Genomic DNA, 20,252 nt, shown 5'->3' on the forward strand with positions numbered 1-20,252 from the left:
GCTTGTCGTAGCAAACCTTAATGTCGTAGCACGGCTTGGACGAAAAAGAACCTTCAAAACCACTTATTCATGGTTTTGAAGGTTCTTTTTTTCATCTTGTTGACAGCCTTTTGAGATTACGGAAAATTAACTTAATCTCTTATTTCCGGGTGTTATCTGCTAACAAATCGCAGAACGCTTTTCCGTAAGGTGGAAGATCAGGCGGCCGACGAGCAGATACAATATGTCCGTCCGTCACAACTGCCTCATCCTTCCAAATAGCTCCTGCATTCTCCATATCATCACGAATACCTGGTGTGGAGGTTACCGTAACACCATCCAAAATTTTAGCAGAGATCAGTACCCAGCCTGCATGGCAGATCTGTCCAATCGGCTTATGAGCAGCATGAAACTCCTGTACGAGTTGAATTACCTTGGGATAGCGGCGCAGCTTATCAGGTGCCCAACCGCCAGGGACGAGAATTCCGTCATAATTACTGCTATTCAGTTCCTCAAAGGCATATTCCACTTCCGCAGGTACGCCATATTTTCCAATATATTTCTTACCCTTTTCCGCACCGGCTAAATGCACCTCTGCGCCTTCTTCACGAACACGGTAAATCGGATACCACAGCTCCAGATCCTCGAATTCCTCATCCACTAGGGCGATAACCTTTTTTCCAGCAAGTCTTGACATCCAACCATCCTTTCGTGCGTCACATGATGACACCTCTGTTTTGTAATCTGTACTTTTACATCTTAAGAAAAAGAACGCTCGAAGTCCATTCCTTCGCAGATTCTTATGTTAGTAGTCTGCTCTTTGACAGCAATTGTCGTCATTTTCTGACCCTCCAAAGCTTTGGTAATTTGTTCATAGCTGCAATCTGTGGAAGGATTTGAGGTCCCATAGTCGAAATAAAACAAGGTATGATAGATTTAATGGAGTTAACAAATATTTATTAGACTAGTAAATAGATATATTTGGATTCTGATGAGATCCTCGTATAGTTTGATCCTACGTAATGAGGTGGTTAAATGCATAAGCAATGTCAATGTGGCAAACCGATGGGACTGGAACTGCGAAAGGTAATCTATGCGGACAAGGTTGAAATTTTGCACGTCCCTGTATTCTCATGCTCGTCATGCTTTTCCAGTGAGGTTTTGCAGCATGTGACAAAGGATATTAAGGCACTATTACAAAGTTTAGGGAGCAAACCTACGGCACGGAGAATATCTTTTGCTCGCAACAATGAACTGGCAGAAATAATTCGCAAGCTTGTATTGGAGGAAACGGACAATCCCAATGTGGATTGGCAATCTGCTTTGGAGGAGCGCATGGAGCTTCGAATTAATCTCTTACTGGATCTTTATCGCTATGCGAGAAGTCTGGGAGACGAAGATTGGATGAATGATGTAGAGAAAAAATTGGTTCAATTATCCGGTTTTACCAGTGAATCGGTATTTACGAATACAAAAAACTAAAAAATATGAAAATTTTCATGGTCACCATTGGATTTTACATGTTCTTTTTGTTACGATGTGAATAGGCCATACGACAAGACACAGAAAGGAATGTATATCCAATGGCGACGATGACAAAAATGACTACTGTTCAACAATTAAATACGGCTCTGGAAGCGTCATCAGACAAGCCGTTGCTTCTCTTTAAACATAGCACACGTTGTCCGATAAGTGCAGGCGCATATCAGGAAGTGGAGTCCTATTTGCATGGCGCTCCCAACGAAAATATTGAATACGGTATCATTTATGTAGTAGAAGATCGGCTGGTGTCCAATGAAACCGCGGACAGGCTTCAGGTAAAGCATGAATCCCCGCAGGCCATTTTAATCAAGGGCGGAGAGGCTGTTTGGCATACATCCCATTCGAATATTACAGCCCGTGCACTCCACGATCATCTCACATAGATAGAATGTGTGCTGTCGTTGCATAAAGTAGTATTTTGTCGTATCATGGTTCTAATTAGTTGATCTAGGATTCGGTTGAAAATTTATTGGCAATGGAGAGAAGGAATGTGACGGTAACGATCTATGATGTAGCTCGCGAAGCTGGTGTCTCAATGGCCACAGTGTCCCGCGTAGTTAACAATAATCCTAATGTGAAACCTCAGACCCGCAAGAAAGTGTACGAAGCGATTGAACAATTGGGATATCGCCCAAATGCGGTTGCTAGAGGTCTGGCCAGCAAGAAGACAACGACCGTCGGCGTGGTTATACCGGATATATCGAACTCAATTTTTGCAGAAATTGCGCGCGGTATTGAGGATATAGCGAATATGTATCACTATAATATTATTTTGTGTAATGCCGACAAGCGAAAAGAAAAAGAGATTCGTGTCATCAACACATTGCTTGAAAAGCAAGTGGATGGTCTTCTGTTCATGGGTGGTACAGTAACGGACGAGCATATTCAGGCGTTCCATACAGCTGCGGTCCCTATCGTTCTATGTGCAACGAGTGATGAAAAAGGAAGCTATCCTTCGGTCGATATCGACCATGAAGCCGCTGCTTTTGATGCAGTAAACACGTTGATCCGCCATGGACACCGTCAAATCGCAATGATCAGTGGTACGCTTCAAGACCCTGCAAACGGCTATGCACGTTTCCAAGGTTACAAGAGAGCACTGGAAACAGCCGGGATTGATTATCAGGAGGATCTCGTGCGAATCGGGAACTACCGTTATGAATCCGGTGTCGAAGCAATGAAATATTTTCTCGGCCTGAAGAAGAAGCCAAGTGCGATTTTTGCTGCTACGGATGAAATGGCAATTGGTGCGATCCACAGTATTCAGGATGAGGGATTGAAAGTTCCTGATGATTTTTCGGTAATCAGTGTTGACAATATTCGTATGGCTTCTATGGTTCGTCCTCAGCTGACAACCGTCGCGCAACCGATGTACGATTTGGGTGCGGTAGCGATGCGTTTGCTGACCAAGCTGATGAAAAAGGAAAACGTGGAGAATCCTCGCGTTATTTTGCCGCATGAAACAATTTTGCGGTTGTCAGTTAATTATTTAGACTAGACGCAGTGCTGAATAGGATATACCTCGATGAAAGCTCCTTTGATGGAGCTTTTTTCGCGGATATAAAGCTTCTTATGGACATCATCATCAAACCAAGAATAGAGGGATGCGTAATGAGCCGACTTTATGGATTAATGGGTGCTATGGATGAAGAAATTGAATTGCTGCTGGCAGCGATGACGGAAGCGAGCAAGACGGTCAAGGCTGGAATCACGTACACTACAGGAATCATTCACGGGCAAAGAGTCGTTGTCTGCAAATCCGGTGTAGGCAAGGTTAATGCTGCGGTAACAACACAAATCCTGATTGATCATTTTGGTGTAGAACAGATTATATTTACGGGAGTGGCAGGGGCAGTTCATCCCGATTTAAACATTGGGGATATTGTCATCTCATCAACATGTATGCAGCATGATATGGATGTAACGCCTTTGGGTTATGCCAGAGGGGTCATTCCTTATCAGGACACCTCAGAGTTTGTGGCTGATCCCAAGCTTGTAAGTCTAGCTGAGCAAGCCTGCAAATCGTTTGGCGATCGGTATATTGTCGGCAAGGTACTTTCTGGCGATCAATTTGTTGCAAATCGTGAGTTAGTGACTGCATTACATCAGGAAATGGACGGTGCTTGTACCGAAATGGAGGGTGCAGCTGTGGCTCAGACAGCTCATATGAACGCTGTGCCTTATGTTGTCCTACGATCTATGTCAGATAAGGCTGATGGATCGGCTCGCGTTAATTATGCTGAATTTACGGTAGAAGCTTCACATCGTTCGCATCGTATTGTGGAGTTCATGCTCAAGCATTTGGGCTAAGGGTATAATTTTTTAATACATGAATCTTCGGACAAACCGGATATGGTCAAACTGCTCCTGTGATGCGAGGGGCACATCCTTTCCCATTCGTACCATCAGACAGTTAGCAGGATGTGAGCATATTTCAGGATCATCCGTGGCGTACCAGACCATATCTACAGTTTTCATCAGACGTTCCATCATGCGGCGGTATTCCCATACGGAGAGACCGCTGCCTTTTAAATCCCAATGCCAATAGTATTCGGTCGTAAAAATAATATAGGATTCAAGCTGTCCGTCCTCAAAGGCAATCCGAATCATTCGGCTACCCAGGCCCAGACCACGATAGTCATCGGCTACCTCAACAGCTCCAAGTTCCAGTAAATCCTTCATGCCAGCTTCCGACCAGCGCTCCATCTCATCTGGGTAATGAAAAGTAACATATCCCAGAAGGGTTTCCCCGTTGTGGGCAATGATAATTCTGCCTTCTGGCAGTTCCGAAATATCCACCAACGCGTCGAACTGTTCCTTTGGTTTGCGAAAGGCATCTAATTGCTTGTGCATTTGAAATGAACGCAGATGATCCGCGGATACGGGGCCTTCTACATAGATTGTTTGTCCCTTATGATCCAGCGTGTCCAAGTGGTACAGTTTTAAATGCTGCATGTGTACGCCCTCCTTGTTCGCCATGAGCTCGTTCCTCATATCCCCTACTTATAGCAAAAAAACAATTAAATGAAAAGGATGGTCGTCACATCCTGACCTATGATATACTGTTTTAGACATAAAATGTTCACAATTAAGTGCTTAAATCAACCAGTACACCAAAGGACTTCATCTGCTTTATTGGTTTTGTAAGCGTTATCTTGTTCTGTGTGATTCTCATTAATCCATTGTGAGGAGGCTTAACGCATGAAGATTGAAGAACTCCAGACTGTAGTTCCCACATCCAACATGGGCCCGTATGAACAAGCTTACAACAACTTTCAGTGGGAGGATGCAGAGCGTCATTTTACGTGGTATGAAACAGGCAGGGTGAATATGGCACATGAAGCCATTGATCGACATGTACAGGAAGGACGAGGTGAGAAAGCGGCACTATTGTATTGTGACGCAAACCGTCACGAAACCTACACCTTCTCTCAGCTTCGTGCTAGCTCTAACAGGTTCGGAAATGTGCTGCGGAAATACGGTATTGGTAAAGGGGAGCGGGTATTTATTTTCATGCCACGTTCACCCGAGCTGGTTATTAGTTTACTTGGTGTTCTAAAGGTAGGGGCTGTTGTCGGTCCATTGTTTGAGGCGTTTATGGAAACTGCGGTTAAAGATCGATTGGAGGATAGTGGGGCGGTGGCATTAGTGACCACACCTGCGCTTCTGCCACGGGTAAAACGTGAGGAGCTTCCTGAGCTGCGACATATTTTTGTGGTTGGTGATATGGATGCACGCGAGCAGGGAATTATCGATTTCGAGACAGAAATGCTTATGTCCTCAGAGGAACTTGAGCCAGAATGGTTGAATCGTGAAGATGGATTAATTATTCACTATACATCAGGCTCAACAGGCAAGCCCAAAGGCGTGTATCATGTGCAAAATGCAATGATTCAGCATTACTATACTGGCAAAATGGTACTGGATTTGCGGGAAGATGATGTGTATTGGTGTACTGCTGATCCTGGCTGGGTCACGGGAACATCATACGGTATTTTTGCTCCATGGCTAAATGGAGCGACGAATGTCATTCGTGGGGGGCGTTTCAGCCCGGAAGACTGGTACCGCACGATTGAGCGTCACGAAGTGACCATATGGTATAGTGCTCCTACAGCGTTTCGAATGCTGATGAGCGCAGGAGAGCAGGTTGTTTCCAAATATGATCTCAGCAGCCTGCGGCATGTATTATCCGTCGGGGAACCGTTGAATCCAGAAGTGGTGCGATGGGGATGGCAAGTGTATACACAGCGCATTCATGATACTTGGTGGATGACGGAAACAGGAGCACAGTTGATCTGTAATTACCCTGAGCTGCCAATTAAGCCGGGTTCGATGGGAAAGCCACTCCCAGGTATTCAGGCTGCTATTTTGGACGACAGAGGGCAGGTGTTGCCTCCTAACCGGATGGGCCACTTGGCGATCCGTACACCATGGCCATCCATGATGAATCGTATATGGAACAATCCGAACAAGTTTCAGGAATATTTCCGCTTTCCCGGTTGGTATGTATCGGGTGATTCAGCTTACATGGATGAGGACGGATATTTCTGGTTTCAGGGTAGGATTGATGATGTCATTAACTCCTCCGGGGAGCGAATCGGCCCTTTTGAGGTGGAGAGCAAGCTTCTGGAGCATCCTGCTGTAGCGGAAGCCGGAGTCATTGGAAAACCAGATATTGTGCGGGGAGAGATTATCAAGGCTTTTGTTGCACTGCGTGAAGGCTATGCACCGTCTGAAGCTTTACAGCAGGACATCTATCGCTTCGTTAAGGAAGGGCTGTCTGCTCATGCTGCTCCACGCGAAATTGAGTTTAAGGAAAAGCTACCCAAAACCCGTTCCGGTAAAATTATGAGACGCGTGTTGAAAGCCTGGGAGCTTAACCTTCCTACAGGTGACTTATCTACCATAGAGGATTGAAGTGCTGTGCATATTAGAATTAAAAAAGGGAGTCTCCAAAGCCTTAACGGCTAAGGGGACTCCCTTTTTGTTAGGGTGAATCTCATATTCACCCAACCTATCACTTTCTGCTTTTGTCTTCAGTTATGGACGGACGGCTCCGGAAGGAGCCGATTCCCCCATGGCATTCATGGAAGTGACACGAAACCAGCCTTTTGGCTTTTTCCCCGACTTATATTCAAAGCTGGTAGATGCGGTAGAGCCTATGTTTGTAAAAGGCTCCGCACCGCTTTCGCTGTAATACACGTTATAGCCTGTAATAGCGTCCGCAGACTTACCTGCGCTCCATTGGAGCGCTACGGATGAGCCAGCGGCTTTAGCTTGGGGCTGTCCAGGGGCAGTAGGAACCTCTGTAGGTTGCACACCTGTTCCATCTCCCTCGCCCGGAACGTCTGGAGACTCAGAATCTGCAGGTGGCACCACAGGTGCTGCGCTTGCTTTCGGGCTTGGACCGGACTCATGGCCGCCTACATCAACGGCGGTCACGTAGTAGCTGGAGCTGCTGCCCCCAGGGCTGTCAGAGAACACCTTGGAGCCGTCAGCCATAACAACCTTGCCAAGCCGTTGGAAGCTACCCCCATCTGTAGAACGATACAGACGGTATCCTACGACGTCGCTGTTTCCGCTTGGGCTAAAGCTGATTATGGCTTTGCCGTCATTATAGCTTACGTTGACGCTAGATGGAGCGTTAGGGGCTGCTCCATCGTCCTTGCGTGGATCAATCTGAGTAGGAGCTTCCTTATCTGCATCCTGAGGCAGATAGTAGGACAACGAATTATGTCGTCTCATCACCTTAAAAGCTTGCTGAAGCTCTTTAATCAATTCTGAGATGGGCTTTTCCCGTTTCCTAACGGTCCGTTCATATAACATATCATCCGGTGTACCCTCACGTGGAATATAATTCACACCTTGATAGGTAATATATTTCGCACGGCTCACACCATTTTCACTGTTTTTAGGTGGATACTTACTGTTATAAATGTCCGAACCATACGCGGATGCTGTACGGCTTACAATGCCGTCAGGTCTCTTGAAGCTGTCCGTTTGAAACAGCTGAGCATCTTTAGCTGTTACTTCATTCATGATTAGAGCCCATAGGCGACGAGCCCGCTCTTTTTGGACTTTCGTTTCAAGCTTATTGACAGGTTGCTTGTAACCAACCCATACACCCAGCGTGACGTCAGGCGTAAAGCCCTCGAACCAAACATCAGTGTAGGATTGCGTAGTGCCTGTCTTGCCGGCAATCGGAATCTTGCCGGATTGATCAAAGTTCCGCTTCACCAGTCTGCCTGTGCCTTCCGACACGGCTGTACGCAACATATCTGTCATAAGGTAGGCGGTTTGCGGTGAGAAGGCCTGCACAGGATTAGCCTGATGCTTATATACAATATTGCCTTGCGAATCCACAATCTTTTCGATCATATAGGCGTCATTAAACACACCGCCGTTTGGAATGGCTCCATATGCATTCGTGAGTTCCTCGACGGTCACCCCATGGGCCAAGCCGCCAAGTACACCCGTTTGGGCGTTGTTATCACTGGATTCCAAGGTGGTGATACCCAGTTTTTTAGCAAAAGCCCAAGCATTGCTAATCCCTACTTTTTCGTTAAACAGCTTGAGTGCTATCGTATTTAGCGATTGATTCAGTGCATAACGCGCCGTAACCAATCCTTGATAGCGGTTGTTAGAATTTTTCGGAATATGATATCCATTACTGCCATCTTTCAAAATAATAGGGGCATCATCCACGATACTACCAGGCTGCACAAGACCGCTGTCCAATGCAGGGAGATAGGCAGCAATCGGTTTCATTGCCGAACCTGGTTGACGTACCATCTGCGTGGCATAATTCATCTGCTCCTTTTGGAAGTCCCGCCCTTCCATCATTCCAAGAATGGCGCCTGTTTTATGCTGAATCAGAATAGCCGCTGCTTGTTCGTCACCCTTGGTTTTACTAGTGGCAGAGAAGTTGTTTTTATTTTCTGCAATTTGACGCATAGATTTGTAGACGCTCTTATCAATGGTGGTATACACCATATAACCGCCTGTGCGAAGCTGCTGTTCGGCTTCTTTGAGTATATCGTTATCGTCCTTGGTCTTGGCATCTGCACTGGCATTAGCTGCTTGGCCCGGATTGGTGACAGACATGAGTGCCTGCGCAGCCTGTCGTTCTGTTTCCATCATAAGGTATGGATAGGTGTTATAAGCTTTAACAGTGCGTGGTGCGAGAGATTTTTTGATATCAAAAGCCATCGCTTCATCATACTGTGCTTTATTGATTTTATTCTCCTCCAGCATTCGACTGAGCACCAGGTGCTGGCGGTTGATGGCTCTTTTAAAGCCAGCTTCATTAAACTCGCCCTTACCGTTGTAAGCAGAATAAGAAGAAGGAAGCTGTGGCAAACCTGCCAGATAGGCGGCCTGGGCTACATTAATCTCATTCAGATCATTCTCATTAAAAATACCTTTGGCCGCTGCTTTAATGCCAAAGACGTTGTAACCGCTTGAACCGTTACCAAAAGGTACTTTATTGAGATAGGCTGTAATAATTTGTTGCTTGCTCAGGAAGCGCTCAAGGCGCAGAGACAGCAAAATTTCTTTGACCTTGCGGTCATCCGTGCGATCGAGATTTAGAAAGACACGACGCGCAAGCTGCTGGGTGAGGGTACTACCCCCGGTTTGTACGGATTCATGCAGCGCCTTTTGCTTCACAGCACGCAGCGTTCCCGACAGATCGACACCTTTATGCTCATAAAAATGATTATCTTCAATGGCAATGACTGCGTCAATGACGAGTTGTGGAATCTCCTTAAACGTGACAGGTCTTCGATCTTCTTCTGTCCGAAGTTGTCCGATGGGAGAGCCATCATTGAAATAAGCGAAGCCTGTAATTGCATTCTTATCTACTTCCTGTAAGATCATGGATCTGGAACGCACGGGTTCGCTTTTTACAATAGAAGCAACATAGCCGGCGGCGGCCCCTCCTGCAAATAGTGCCCCCATAAAACCGATGATGATGACCCACTTTATGACACGGCCGAGCCTTCGCATGGTTGTCCTCAAGCGGGAAGGCTTTGGCGCTGATACATTGTTTTTTTCTTCAACCATTAAGTCTTCCTCCTTTATAACAGCCATTATTATAGCATAAAATTACAAAATGAACCCATATGCTAAAAAGCCTGTCTTTTGGTGTCGTTGACTACATAAAAGCAGTGTGTTATAAATAGGTCAAAGTAAATATCGTGAAAAGCAGAGAAAGACTTCAGTAGAAGGCGGAATCACGTTGTGCAGAGAGCCGATGGGTGGTGTGAATCGGTAGCGTCCCTCCTTTGAATTACCGTCTGGAGCTGTCTGGATGAATGGTAAGCATTTGCAGGTTTGCGAAGCTACCATAGTAATCCAGTACCGGGTGTAGGCCCGTTATAGGAATGAAGTGAAAGAAATGTCTGTCTTTGACATGCGTTTCTTTAATTAGGGTGGTAACGCGAGTAGCTCCTTCTCGTCCCTTGGGATGAAAGGGGCTTTTTGGTTTGTCTAATATGTAATATTTTGGATGAAAAATAGGAGGTATACAGGATGAAGTGGGAAGAATTGAAGCCGGAGCAACAGGTAGAGGTCGAGCGACAGCTAGAGGTGATACAGCGGGGTGTGGCGGAGATTGTACCGGAGGATGAGCTGAAGCGTAAGGTAATTAAGTCGGTCGTTAGCGGCGAGCCGCTCAAAATTAAGCTGGGTCTTGATCCATCTGCGCCAGACATTCACATCGGACATACGGTTGTTATGCACAAACTGCGCCAGTTCCAGGAATTAGGCCATCAAGTGCAACTGATTATCGGAGATTTTACAGGCAGAATTGGTGATCCGACAGGTAAATCGGAGACTCGTAAGCAACTGACTGAGGAAGATGTACAGCGTAATGCACAAACGTACAAGGAACAAATTTTTAAAATTCTCGATCCTGAAAAAACAAAGGTATTCTACAATTCCGAATGGTTAGGGCCAATGTCTTTTGCTGATGTAGTAACCCTGTCGGCCAAAGTAACGGTTGCCCGTATGTTGGAACGAGATGATTTTACAAAAAGGTACCAAAACGGATTGCCGATCAGCATCCATGAGTTCTTTTACCCGCTGATGCAGGGCATGGATTCCGTGGCTCTCCAAAGCGATATTGAATTGGGGGGGACGGATCAGAAGTTTAATCTGCTGATGGGCAGAACCCTGCAAAAAGAATACGGAGTTGAGCCGCAGGCTACTATTACATTACCATTGCTTGAAGGGCTGGATGGCGTCCAGAAGATGAGCAAAAGTTTGGGGAACTACATTGGTGTTGATGAGGAGCCGAACGAAATATACGGGAAATCCATGTCCGTTCCTGACGAGCTGATGCTGAAATATTTTGAGCTTGCAACGGATATCAACAACGAGGAGCTGGCAGAGCTGGCGAAAGGTGTTAAGGACGGCTCAGTACATCCACGTGATGCCAAAATGAAGCTGGCTGGAACGTTAGTGCGCATGTACCACGGCGAAGAAGCAGAGGAAGCAGCGAAGCAGCATTTTGTGACCGTATTCCAGCAACGTGCGCTGCCTGACGATATTGAAGAGTTCACCTTGACGGCTGATCAGTTAGAAGAAGGTGGCATTCGTGTGATCCAGTTGCTGACTCATCTGGGCTTTGCAGCATCAAATGGTGAAGCCAAGCGCAGTATTCAGCAGGGTTCGGTCAAAATTAACGAAGAGAAATGGACCGATGTGAATGAAGCATACACGCCGAAGGAAGGCGACATTGTGCAGGTAGGTAAACGGAAATTTGCTAAAATCAAGCTTGGATAATGAAAATATATTCAAAAGCAGCACTGAGATTGTATCGATCTCAGCGTTGCTTTTTTTTCTGATAAGTGAAAAGTCATGGTAAACTTAGCACAAATAATCAAACATGTAGGTAAAGAGTTATACATAATGAAAACGTAGGTTGCACAATTTGGGTGTAGGATTGATAACCAAAACAATTACAAGTGCGGGGAAGGATTATATGGACTACTTTAAACGAATTCAGTGTGCGATTGAGTTTATTGAATTGAATCTCCGGGAGGATTTAAAAATTGCCGAGATTGCTTCACAGGCATGCTTTTCAGCTTTTCATTTCCAACGGGTTTTTCAGGCCATTTCGGGTTTTACGGTTCAACAATATATAAGAAGGAGAAGATTGTCCGAGGCGGCTGAACAGCTAAAACAATCCAATCAAAAAGTGTTGGACATTGCTATTGAGTATCAGTACAACTCACAAGAAGCTTTTACCCGCGCTTTTGAAAAGAACTTTGGGATCACTCCTGGGAAGTATCGTAACGGTAATATTGAGCTTCCTGCGCAAAGTAAAATCAATTTTCTGGATTACCAAAAAAATACGATGGGGGATTTGGATGTGAATAAGCCGGTGATATTGCAGCTCGAAACGGTCAAAATTGTAGGATATGAATATAAAACAAATCTGAACAATGAGCAGCACTATAAAGAAATCCCAGGGTTTTATGGGCACTTTGGAGCAAATGAATATTTTATGTATATCCCGAACAAAATTGCACCGGGAATGTCATATGGGGTTGCCTGTCGATTTGAAGACAACGGTGCATTTTCATTTGTGGTAGGCGAGGCAGTTGAAAAAGAGTCAAAAGAACTGGCAGAGGGTTTTATATATATGGAGATTCCAGCAGGGAAGTATGCTGAGTTTGACGCTTCGGGTTCAGATGGACGGGTTCAGAATATACGAGATTTTATCTATGGCACATGGCTTCCTAATTCTAATTTTGAACGGAGGGAGGGGCCTGATTTTGAAATTACGGACGTGATGAATTCCTCCTATCCAGATCATTTGAGTATGAAGGTATACATCCCCATTGAATAATACCCTCAGGCTCGATGCATAGGGAATATAAAAAAGCACCCGAATAAATTCGAGTGCTTTTTGGTGCTAATGCAAGGATTAGCGGTTGTAGAATTCGACGATTTGTTTTTCATCGATATCTTGGGACAATTCGCCACGCTCAGGCAAACGAATGAATTTACCTTCCAGAGCTGCGTCATTGTACTCCAGGTAAGCTGCCAAGTGGTTGCGGTTTTCCAAAGCTTCTTTAATGGAAGACAGGGAACGACTTCTTTCACGAAGACCGATCACGTCGCCAAGACTTACTTGGTAAGAAGCGATGTCAACTTTTTTACCGTTCACAGTAACGTGACCGTGAGCTACCAATTGACGTGCGCCTGCACGGGAATTAGCAAAGCCAAGACGGAACACAAGGTTGTCCAGGCGGCTTTCCAGCAAGAACATAAAGTTTTCACCAGCGATACCGTGCATGTGTTGAGCTTTGTTGAACAGGGTACGGAATTGTTTTTCACCCAAGCCGTACATGTGACGCAGCTTTTGTTTCTCTTGAAGCTGCATACCGTAGTTGCTGATTTTTCTCCGTTGGTTTGCACCATGTTGTCCCGGAGGGAAAGGGCGTTTCAATTCTTTACCTGTGCCGCTCAGGGAAATACCGAGACGACGGCTCAATTTAAATTTAGGACCAGTGTAACGTGCCATTATAGAGTTAACTCCTTCATAATTAAAATTTGAGTTGGGGCTCTCTTTGCGCTCCAATTTGTTCGGCGCTACCAATTAAGGTAAGACGCACTACTGACAGAAAAGTTCAGCCGCTGTCCTGTCAGCAACAAAAAAGATGAGGGTGACACAAACTGTTACGCCCAAAATTTAAGATCCGCACAGTAGATAGTTCTGCCGTACAGTCTTTTTCATTAATATATACTATATGTAAAAGTGGGTCAATGTCAAGAAAAGAAAAAGAATGAAAACGTCAGATTTTGTCGATAGGGCTTAAGAACTAAAAAAGTGGGACGAATTTCTGAAAAATGGATGCAAATTTCTAGAGTTGAGAGTAAAATAGATCATATTATGAGCTATAGTGGTGTATAGCCGCTGTCTTGGTACAGCTAATTTTGCTGTGAAGGAGCGCCTTAATATGTCGGAATTTTCAACAACGGATCAGCAAATGCTTGACAGTAAAACAGTCCAGGCTGGCGGTGCTCCGCTGTTTGATGATAAAGGATATACGTCTTTTGCCTGGCTCCAGAACATGGATATGACACCCTATGATTTCCCCTATATTAACCAGCTGCTTGTCCAAGGATATCGGAGTTGGTTACAGCAGAGCAATGGTATATCCTGGATTAACGAAGAATATACTGCTGTTTTTAATTTTATAGGTGTTCGTGTTGCTGGTAGGCAAGAAGATGATGACGAGGATTTGGATTTGGTCGAACGTTGTTGCATATCTAGAGAGATGGAAGTGAGTCAGCGCAAACTTCGTGATGGAAGCCTTGCGGTTGTGTATATGGTTCCCATACTATGTCGTAATTACAAGAGGGAGCCCTTTGCCGCTCTTCGTTTTACACGGCCTGCTCAACATTCTATCTCAAATCAGGACACATTGTTAGCAGCTGCTTTACATTTTAAATCCTGCTTTTACTCGAAGTTTGAGTATATATTTATGGAAGATATCCTTGGGATGCAGAATCGAAGCGATCGTGAAGGTAGACGGCGTTCTATTTTATTTCAGATTGTAAAACGGATGCATGACAAAATTGACGTGGAAGGCGTGCTGGATGAGGTATTCGGGAGCATCGCCTATTTGTTTCCCCATGTAGATATCACCTTGTATATGAGTCAGGATCGACACAGTCGCAATCCGCAGGTCAAACCTTTGCTGCTGCATGAACGGGACGAAGATGTATGCGTCCGTGCATTTATGAAAGGGCAAATGGCTGTGAATGAGCCTGTCGGTACACAAGATGAAATGACTGAAATTGCCATCCCATTACGTGGCAAGCAGGGTGTATACGGTGTTTTCCATATGATCCTTCCATCGGGTGCGGATAGTATGAAAAAAGTGGATGTAGAGCTGATTGCCATGATGGCGGATACGGCTGGCACTGCATTTGAAAATGCGAAGCTGCTTGAGCAATCGAATGTACTTATCCATGAATTGCGTCTCATTAATGAACTGGTTCAGCGCTTGAATCAGAGCCTGAAGTTAAATGAAATATTTGAATTTGCCGTGCAGGAGTTATTAAAAATGTTCATGGCGGACTTTTGTTGTATTGTACAGCTTGATCAGGATGGAGACTGTTTTAAGGTCATGTCGAGCAATGTGGAAAGCTTAAGATTGGAAAGTTACCCTCTTGAAGATGGATTTGCTGGACTGATACGCTTAACAGGAGAACCAGTGATTGTGTCGGACTATAGAAAGGATGGGAAGATAACCTCTCATTTTATGGATGCGACGGACTCCCAGTCTTTGATGGCTGTACCTATGAAGACCAGCGGTACTCCTAAAGGGGTTATACTATTGTCCAGCAAGCTTCCACACTTTTTCTCTTACGATAATTACAAAATGCTGCAAATGCTAGCCCCTCATATCGGGTTGGCGGTAACCAATGCTATGCTGCACGCTGAGGTGCGGCGGCTGGCTAATATGGATATGTTAACAGGTCTGTATGTACGTCATTATGTGGACCAAATCATTCAGCAACATCAGGAAAAGGATTTCTGTGGATCTCTTATTTTGGTTGATATTGATCAATTCAAACAGGTGAATGATACGCATGGGCATCAGACGGGTGACGAAATTTTAAAAAGCGTCAGCAATATTGTTCGTTCGGCGACTCGCGATGAGGATGTATGTGCCAGATGGGGCGGCGAGGAGCTTGCCATTTATTTACCGCAGCTGGGGGTGCAGCAGGCGCTCGGATATGCCGAAAAAATACGTTACCGTGTACAGCATGAAACCGAGCCTCAGGTGACTGTTTCTTGCGGGATTGCTGAATGGAACTGGCTGGACGAGCAGATCAGTATTGAATCTTTATTTTATAGGGCTGATATGGCCTTGTACGAAGCGAAAAATGAAGGACGCAATCGAATAGTTGTTGATCATGTAGCCAATGTGTAGAGAATATTCCTTAGGGAATGTTCTCTTTTTGTCTTGCATAACCCATTGCAGACAGGTAATCCTAAACGTAGCTATACATCGTGTGTATGATTGAACTATAGGGATAACACGATGAAGTGAACCAGGTAGCATAACTGCCTTAAAGCAGGATTTTGCTTATGAGTACAGTTATGTTCAGGATAGGATGGATGATGGGATGCATTGGAGAAAGCAATGGGTGATGCAGGTTTGTGGTGTGTTCCTTGTAATAGGTGTGTTAAGTGGTTGTGCACTGGATCGACAATATACTCCTGAACAGATTTTTAAGAGATCTGTTGCAGGAATGGCCGGCAAAGAGATGGTAACGTTTACTGGACGGACTGCAATTAGAGCTGACAGTGGTCTGCCAACGAATAAGCAGTTTGAATATCGCGGCAGGCTAAGAAATCACGATGAATTGATCATGCATTGGGGCTCTACAGAAGCTTTTCGTAAGCAAGGTGGCTACGTAGCCCTGCAACAAGGTAAGTCCGAGCATGATGTTACACAAGAGCGTTTTCTTCGTCAGAGTGGAAAATGGGTTGCACTGACATCCGGTTACCTCCCTCTGGTTGGAAATGGTATGTTAAATCGCTTCAATCCGATTCAGGAGCTTGAGGAATTAAATACACTGAATAAGAGCATTCGAATGGAAACAGGAGCTGCCCGGGGAACTTGGGTATTGAGGATTGAACCGGAATCTGCTTCGGCAAAGCGCTGGTTGAAAGATCGTTTAATAAAAGAAATGAATACTTTAAACCCTCAAATCGGGATATTAAAAACGCAGCATACAGGAACGAATCGAGAACTGCAAAAGAAGCTGACTCAAATATGGGCACAAAGTTGTGAGGATATGAGCAACCAGCTGGAGCAATCTATTGTGCGTACTGTGTATCATCTGACCATAGATCGCCAAACGGGTTTACCCTTAAAGCTTTCATCGGAATGCCGAATTTCCCGACAGGGAGTAAATGAAGAGCTACATCAAGAGGCTTTGATAACCCGAGTTACTTTTGAGGACTACAAGTAACGGAGCGGGCGTGATACAATGAATTTTGAATTAACCATTGTTCAAAAAGAATGAAATAGAGAAGGAGAGACACTACATGAAAGATCCTAGAATACTTAAGCTGGCGGAAAATTTGGTAGGTTACTCTGTTGAAGTGCAGCCTGGAGAAAATGTATTGATCGAAATGATCGGTACAGAGCGCGACTTGCTTAACGCTATCATTCATGAAGTTGGTAAAAAAGGTGGAAATGTTTTTGTGCAGCTTACAGACCGTAAGGTACAGAGCGCCATGCTTCGTCACGCGACAAAGGAGATGCTGGAGACCTGGGCTGAGATTGACCTTAACCGAATGAAGCAAATGCACTGCTACATCGGAATTCGTGCAGGTGAAAATGTAAATGATCTATCAGATGTGCCGGAAGATAAAATGAAAATGTATAATTCCATTTATCAGCATGCGGTACATAGTGAACAACGGGTGAAACACACCAAATGGGTAGTGCTGCGTTATCCGAATGACAGCATGGCTCAATTGGCGAATATCAGCACAGAAGCATTCGAAGACTTTTATTTCGATGTGTGTAATCTGGATTATGCAAAAATGGACAAAGCTCAAGATGCATTGGCAGACCTGATGAATCGGACGGACAAGGTACGGATCAGCGGACCGGGTACGGATTTGAATTTCTCTATTAAGCAAATCGGAGCTATCAAGTGTTCAGGTCAATGCAATATCCCGGATGGCGAAGTATACAGCGCGCCTGTACGTGATTCCGTTAACGGAACTATCAGCTACAATGCACAAACCCTGTATAATGGTATTACTTTTGAAAATGTTAAATTCCGTTTTGAAAATGGTAAGATCGTGGAAGCGACGAGTAACGATACGAAGCGGCTGAATGATATTCTCGATTCTGACGAGGGAGCACGTTATATTGGCGAGTTTGCCATCGGCTTTAATCCGCACATTTTACATCCAATGAAGGATATTTTGTTTGACGAGAAAATCGCCGGCAGCTTACATTTTACACCAGGTCAAGCTTATGAAACAGCGGATAACGGTAATCGTTCATCCATCCACTGGGATTTGGTGTTGATTCAGCGTCCAGAATATGGCGGTGGTGAAATTTATTTTGACGATGTTTTGATTCGTAAAGACGGCATCTTTGTACTGCCTGAGCTGGAGCCATTAAACCCAGAAAATTTAAAATAACGATATCCGTTCTTGATGAGAAAGCGATTTCAATGTATTATTATGGATGAGTACCGATACATGACAATTCAGTAAAGCGAGGGATCTCTATGTCCAATAATAACGCGGCTGTTGTTGAAATTGCACAGACGGCGAGCAAGTTCACCTCTTCCATCGTCCTTCATTCCGAAAATAAGTATATTGATGTGAAAAGTATACTGGGCTTGTTTACGACCCTAGTCAGCAGCCATAGCTATGAACTACACGTTCATGGACCAGATGCGGAGGAAGCTAAGAAAGCGATCATCGAGGTGTTCGAGAAGCACGGACTTCATATTTCAGTAGCCAGCTAACTTTATTCTTAAAGCAAAAGCATCCCTACCTGTAACTGTAGGGATGCTTTTTTTGTCAGGTTCTTGTATTAGCCTGCAATTTGGTCTAATATTAAGGATAGGACGTCTTGTGCGACATTGAGACATAGGGGGGAAGAATCCATGACTTCATCTGATTTGCAGGAACAATTGAATATCAAGGCTATTAATCTGCTTCAGGAAGATGCAGATAAAATAAAGAAGCTTATTGAAGTACAGATGGAGAATCTGGCAACCCGTTATTGCCCTCTCTATGAGGAAGTGCTGGATACTCAGATGTACGGATTTTCCAAGGAAGTGGATTTTGCGGTTCGCGCTGGACTTCTTCCGGAAATGGTAGGTAAACAGCTGGTCAGTGAGCTGGAACGCAATCTGGCTATTCTATATGAGGCCATGAATAATAAGGCCAATTAGGAAGACGGTTGAATTGATGAGAGCATGCGGAGTTTGAGAGCATGCTTTTTTTGATGCCTTTTTTTGAAAAAATGTTCTTTTAGGATGGTAAAAGCGCATCGTCCTTCCACCATCCTAACGCACATTTTAAAACCTTAAAAGCTACACAAGGAAGAAGGATACACCTAACAATACATACACTACCAGTAGCATGAGTCCCTCATACCAGTTGGTTGAGCCGTCCTGGGTGATGGATTTGGCGATAAATACAGCGACAGCAATGGCGACCAGCTCAATTGTGGTGAAAACAATATTCATCGTGTTTCCCATAAAGTAACTGACAAAAATCAGCACAGGGGCAACAAATAGTGCAATTTGTAAACTGCTGCCGATAGCTATTTCGACAGATGCACCGATTTTGTTCTTCATCGCCAGTAAAATAGCAGCGCTGTGTTCGGCTGCATTACCAATAATAGCGACGAGGAAGGCACCTACAAACAATTCGCTGAGCCCAAATTGGGTCGTAAATACCTCCAGTGTACCTACCAGCCATTCGCTGACAAAAGCGACCATGACAGTAGCGAGTACCAAATAGGCAATGGATTTGTTTCTGGACCACACAGGGGCATGCTCATGTGGCAATTCTTCATCTTTTTGTTCGGTCACATCAGCTAAATAGTCCTTATGCGTAATCATAGAAAAAATAAGCCACGCAATATACGCGACAATGAGCGTGCCTGCGACAATGAGGCTGAGCGTATCTGATTCGCCATCCGTGATAACGTGTGTGTTCAGAAAGACAGCTGGAACGAACAAGGCAATAACAGCCACAATCATCAGAGAACCACTTAATCCAGCCAGCGATATATTGAAGTTTTGCACTTTGTACTTCAAACCGCCAGCGAACAGACTTGCTCCGAGCACCAGCAGCAGATTACCGATGATGGAACCGGTAAGACTGGCCTTTACCATATCGTAAAGACCTTCTTTAACAAGAAAGATGGCGATGATCAGTTCGGCTGCGTTACCAAAGGTGGCATTTAAGAACCCACCTAAACGTTGGCCAGCATAATGCGCGACATTTTCGGTCGCCCTGCCGAGAAAACCGGCTACGAATACAACAGAAATTGCGCAAATGACAAATTGGGCTATAGCGTTCCAATGCGTGTAATGAGCGACTGCACTAAGAGCAAATGTCGCTATAAGCAAAGCGGGAGATAACCATTTTTTCAATGAAGAGCACCTCGATATCAATAGATGTGTACAAGTTTGTTGAAAGCTGTCACTTGTATGGATTTTCTAAATTAATATACCCAAAATGATATAGGTTGTAAACGAAAGTTGTTTTTCATACGTAGGGTTTGCATTTGGAGTGGCTGAGGCTTTACAATACAAATAAAGGATGGATGAAGGGGGACATAGGTCATGGCAGAGCAAATTCAACAACTGGAAGCAGGAAACATCAAGATTTCCAACGATGTCGTAGGTAAAATTGCCGGGATGGCCGCATTAGAGACACCGGGCATTGCTGCAATGTCAGGCGGTTTATCGGAAGGCTGGGCCAAAAGGCTGAGCGGTAAAAATGTGCAAAAAGGCGTATCAGTGGAGGTTGGACAGCTGGAAGCTGCCATTGATCTACGTATTATCGTGCTCTACGAAACACCTATTCATGAGGTGTCCCGAATTCTTCAGCAAAATGTGCGAGAAGCCGTCGAAAGTATGACGGGTTTGCGGGTCGTGGAAGTGAACGTAAAAGTGGAAGGTGTCGCGTTCAAGGACGACGCAGTGTAAAA

Annotated in this window: 18 protein-coding genes and 1 other annotated feature; of the genes, 13 read left to right on the forward strand and 5 right to left on the reverse strand. The window is 44.7% G+C overall.

All coding sequences use genetic code 11. From position 1 onward, the window contains the following. Positions 1 to 139: 139 nt before the first annotated feature. Entirely contained in the window at positions 140 to 676 is a 537-nt protein-coding gene (locus ACQW03_RS21340) for a type 1 glutamine amidotransferase domain-containing protein (RefSeq protein ID WP_441951620.1), read from the reverse strand. A 338-nt stretch (positions 677 to 1,014) separates the two neighbouring features. Here ACQW03_RS21340 and ACQW03_RS21345 point away from each other — a divergent pair, with 338 nt between their 5' ends. The 4 genes from ACQW03_RS21345 to ACQW03_RS21360 all read left to right on the forward strand — a co-directional run bounded on the left by ACQW03_RS21345 (position 1,015) and on the right by ACQW03_RS21360 (position 3,831). Beyond that, complete coding sequence (locus ACQW03_RS21345; protein WP_104496765.1) at positions 1,015 to 1,461, forward strand: hypothetical protein; 447 nt, start codon at positions 1,015 to 1,017, stop codon at positions 1,459 to 1,461. Positions 1,462 to 1,562: 101 nt separating this feature from the next. Further along, positions 1,563 to 1,904: a bacillithiol system redox-active protein YtxJ gene (ytxJ, locus tag ACQW03_RS21350; RefSeq protein ID WP_071641598.1), complete on the forward strand. Its 342-nt coding sequence runs from the start codon at positions 1,563 to 1,565 to the stop codon at positions 1,902 to 1,904. 107 nt (positions 1,905 to 2,011) lie between these two features. Continuing rightward, positions 2,012 to 3,019 (forward strand): catabolite control protein A, encoded by a 1,008-nt coding sequence (gene ccpA / locus ACQW03_RS21355; RefSeq protein WP_023989333.1) that lies wholly within the window; start codon positions 2,012 to 2,014, stop codon positions 3,017 to 3,019. A gap of 113 nt (positions 3,020 to 3,132) precedes the next feature. Then, positions 3,133 to 3,831, forward strand: a complete 699-nt coding sequence (locus ACQW03_RS21360) for a 5'-methylthioadenosine/adenosylhomocysteine nucleosidase (RefSeq protein WP_441951623.1) — start codon at positions 3,133 to 3,135, stop codon at positions 3,829 to 3,831. A 12-nt stretch (positions 3,832 to 3,843) separates the two neighbouring features. Here ACQW03_RS21360 and ACQW03_RS21365 read toward each other — a convergent pair whose 3' ends face one another. Then, complete coding sequence (locus ACQW03_RS21365) at positions 3,844 to 4,476, reverse strand: GNAT family N-acetyltransferase (RefSeq protein WP_441951625.1); 633 nt, start codon at positions 4,474 to 4,476, stop codon at positions 3,844 to 3,846. Positions 4,477 to 4,722: 246 nt separating this feature from the next. On the opposite strand from ACQW03_RS21365, the gene acsA reads away from it, so the two are divergent. Beyond that, positions 4,723 to 6,438, forward strand: coding sequence for an acetate--CoA ligase (gene acsA / locus ACQW03_RS21370; protein WP_071641596.1), 1,716 nt, complete (start codon positions 4,723 to 4,725; stop codon positions 6,436 to 6,438). A 123-nt stretch (positions 6,439 to 6,561) separates the two neighbouring features. Here the strand turns inward: acsA and ACQW03_RS21375 are convergent, their stop codons facing one another. Then, positions 6,562 to 9,585, reverse strand: a complete 3,024-nt coding sequence (locus ACQW03_RS21375; RefSeq protein WP_441951628.1) for a transglycosylase domain-containing protein — start codon at positions 9,583 to 9,585, stop codon at positions 6,562 to 6,564. Between the two features lie 135 nt (positions 9,586 to 9,720). Next, positions 9,721 to 9,987, forward strand: a binding site (T-box leader). A 66-nt stretch (positions 9,988 to 10,053) separates the two neighbouring features. Here ACQW03_RS21375 and tyrS point away from each other — a divergent pair. Next, on the forward strand, positions 10,054 to 11,307 hold the full coding sequence (tyrS, locus tag ACQW03_RS21380; protein ID WP_013310921.1) for a tyrosine--tRNA ligase: 1,254 nt from the start codon (positions 10,054 to 10,056) through the stop codon (positions 11,305 to 11,307). Positions 11,308 to 11,506: 199 nt separating this feature from the next. Next, positions 11,507 to 12,376 carry an AraC family transcriptional regulator gene (locus tag ACQW03_RS21385; RefSeq protein ID WP_441951630.1) on the forward strand — a complete coding sequence of 290 codons (870 nt, stop codon included), beginning with the start codon at positions 11,507 to 11,509 and terminating at the stop codon, positions 12,374 to 12,376. 78 nt (positions 12,377 to 12,454) lie between these two features. On the opposite strand, the gene rpsD is transcribed toward ACQW03_RS21385, so the two are convergent. Further along, positions 12,455 to 13,054, reverse strand: coding sequence for a 30S ribosomal protein S4 (rpsD, locus tag ACQW03_RS21390; protein ID WP_025723468.1), 600 nt, complete (start codon positions 13,052 to 13,054; stop codon positions 12,455 to 12,457). A gap of 436 nt (positions 13,055 to 13,490) precedes the next feature. Here rpsD and ACQW03_RS21395 point away from each other — a divergent pair, with 436 nt between their 5' ends. The 5 genes from ACQW03_RS21395 to ACQW03_RS21415 all read left to right on the forward strand — a co-directional run bounded on the left by ACQW03_RS21395 (position 13,491) and on the right by ACQW03_RS21415 (position 18,480). After that, the gene (locus ACQW03_RS21395; RefSeq protein WP_071641590.1) at positions 13,491 to 15,476 is read left to right on the forward strand and encodes a sensor domain-containing diguanylate cyclase; all 1,986 of its coding nucleotides are present in this window, start codon (positions 13,491 to 13,493) and stop codon (positions 15,474 to 15,476) included. A gap of 196 nt (positions 15,477 to 15,672) precedes the next feature. After that, positions 15,673 to 16,524 carry a hypothetical protein gene (locus tag ACQW03_RS21400; RefSeq protein ID WP_441951633.1) on the forward strand — a complete coding sequence of 284 codons (852 nt, stop codon included), beginning with the start codon at positions 15,673 to 15,675 and terminating at the stop codon, positions 16,522 to 16,524. A 76-nt stretch (positions 16,525 to 16,600) separates the two neighbouring features. Then, positions 16,601 to 17,716, forward strand: a complete 1,116-nt coding sequence (locus ACQW03_RS21405) for an aminopeptidase (RefSeq protein WP_013310916.1) — start codon at positions 16,601 to 16,603, stop codon at positions 17,714 to 17,716. Positions 17,717 to 17,805: 89 nt separating this feature from the next. Beyond that, positions 17,806 to 18,048, forward strand: coding sequence for an HPr family phosphocarrier protein (locus ACQW03_RS21410; RefSeq protein ID WP_013310915.1), 243 nt, complete (start codon positions 17,806 to 17,808; stop codon positions 18,046 to 18,048). A 141-nt stretch (positions 18,049 to 18,189) separates the two neighbouring features. Further along, complete coding sequence (locus ACQW03_RS21415) at positions 18,190 to 18,480, forward strand: YlaN family protein (protein ID WP_007431028.1); 291 nt, start codon at positions 18,190 to 18,192, stop codon at positions 18,478 to 18,480. 141 nt (positions 18,481 to 18,621) lie between these two features. Here ACQW03_RS21415 and cax read toward each other — a convergent pair whose 3' ends face one another. After that, positions 18,622 to 19,692 (reverse strand): calcium/proton exchanger, encoded by a 1,071-nt coding sequence (gene cax / locus ACQW03_RS21420; protein ID WP_220029831.1) that lies wholly within the window; start codon positions 19,690 to 19,692, stop codon positions 18,622 to 18,624. Between the two features lie 192 nt (positions 19,693 to 19,884). Here cax and ACQW03_RS21425 point away from each other — a divergent pair, with 192 nt between their 5' ends. Beyond that, positions 19,885 to 20,250: an Asp23/Gls24 family envelope stress response protein gene (locus ACQW03_RS21425; RefSeq protein WP_013310912.1), complete on the forward strand. Its 366-nt coding sequence runs from the start codon at positions 19,885 to 19,887 to the stop codon at positions 20,248 to 20,250. Positions 20,251 to 20,252 lie beyond the last annotated feature (2 nt).

Origin of the sequence: Paenibacillus sp. DRB1-1 (genome assembly GCF_052119485.1) — a bacterium.
GTDB lineage: Bacteria > Bacillota > Bacilli > Paenibacillales > Paenibacillaceae > Paenibacillus > Paenibacillus polymyxa_B.